This is a genomic window from Exiguobacterium sp. RIT594 (genome assembly GCF_003339585.1).
Lineage (GTDB): Bacteria > Bacillota > Bacilli > Exiguobacteriales > Exiguobacteriaceae > Exiguobacterium_A.
This window is the reverse complement of record NZ_QPKF01000017.1, coordinates 1-882: the sequence shown is the minus strand read 5'-3', so window position 1 is coordinate 882 and position 882 is coordinate 1. Positions and strand designations below refer to the sequence as shown.

Sequence of the window (882 nt, the reverse complement as noted above, 5' to 3'; positions counted from 1 at the left end):
ATAATAAGTGCGGTCGAGAGGACTTGAACCTCCACAGTGTTGCCACCACTAGGCCCTCAACCTAGCGCGTCTACCATTCCGCCACGACCGCAAATTATGCTATTTGATGTTTCTTAGATGAAAAAATTGGAGCGGAAGACGGGATTCGAACCCGCGACCCCGACCTTGGCAAGGTCGTATTCTACCACTGAACTACTTCCGCATAAATATAAATGGTACGGGTGAAGGGACTTGAACCCCCACGTCAAAGACACTAGATCCTAAATCTAGCGCGTCTACCAATTCCGCCACACCCGCATAAAAAAATGGTGTGTCATGCAGGATTCGAACCTGCGACCCTCTGATTAAAAGTCAGATGCTCTACCAACTGAGCTAATGACACAAATAATATGAAGTTAAAAATAAAATGGGGCGACTGATGGGAATTGAACCCACGAATGCCGGAATCACAATCCGGTGCGTTAACCACTTCGCCACAACCGCCATATTAAGATGGTGCCGGCAACAGGAGTCGAACCCGCGACCTACTGATTACAAGTCAGTTGCTCTACCAGCTGAGCTACACCGGCAGGTGTAATGGTGGCTTTGGACGGAATCGAACCGCCGACACGAGGATTTTCAGTCCTCTGCTCTACCGACTGAGCTACAAAGCCATACTAAAAAGTTTCGGTAAATAAAAATGGCGGTCCTGACGGGATTCGAACCCGCGATCTCCTGCGTGACAGGCAGGCATGTTAACCGCTACACCACAGGACCGTGGTAACTTGACGACTTCTATAATACTATATCAATCAGTCAAAATTGTCAAATACTTTATTAAAAAAGTATGCCTGGCAACGTCCTATCCTCGCAGGGGGAAGCCCCCAACTACTTTCGGCGTTC

At 48.2% G+C, this 882-nt stretch carries 8 tRNA genes; all 8 read right to left on the bottom strand.

Annotated elements, in window-relative coordinates:
* Window positions 1–8: 8 nt before the first annotated feature.
* The 8 genes from DVG79_RS15985 to DVG79_RS15950 all read right to left on the bottom strand — a co-directional run bounded on the left by DVG79_RS15985 (window position 9) and on the right by DVG79_RS15950 (window position 756).
* Window positions 9–91 (bottom strand) — tRNA-Leu (locus DVG79_RS15985).
* A 36-nt stretch (window positions 92–127) separates the two neighbouring features.
* Window positions 128–202: transfer RNA gene (locus DVG79_RS15980), tRNA-Gly, on the bottom strand.
* Between the two features lie 11 nt (window positions 203–213).
* Window positions 214–297, bottom strand: a tRNA-Leu gene (locus DVG79_RS15975).
* Window positions 298–306: 9 nt separating this feature from the next.
* Window positions 307–382 (bottom strand) — tRNA-Lys (locus tag DVG79_RS15970).
* Window positions 383–407: 25 nt separating this feature from the next.
* Window positions 408–483 (bottom strand) — tRNA-His (locus DVG79_RS15965).
* Window positions 484–493: 10 nt separating this feature from the next.
* A tRNA-Thr gene (locus DVG79_RS15960) sits at window positions 494–569 on the bottom strand.
* Between the two features lie 8 nt (window positions 570–577).
* A tRNA-Phe gene (locus tag DVG79_RS15955) sits at window positions 578–653 on the bottom strand.
* Window positions 654–680: 27 nt separating this feature from the next.
* Window positions 681–756 (bottom strand) — tRNA-Asp (locus tag DVG79_RS15950).
* Window positions 757–882 lie beyond the last annotated feature (126 nt).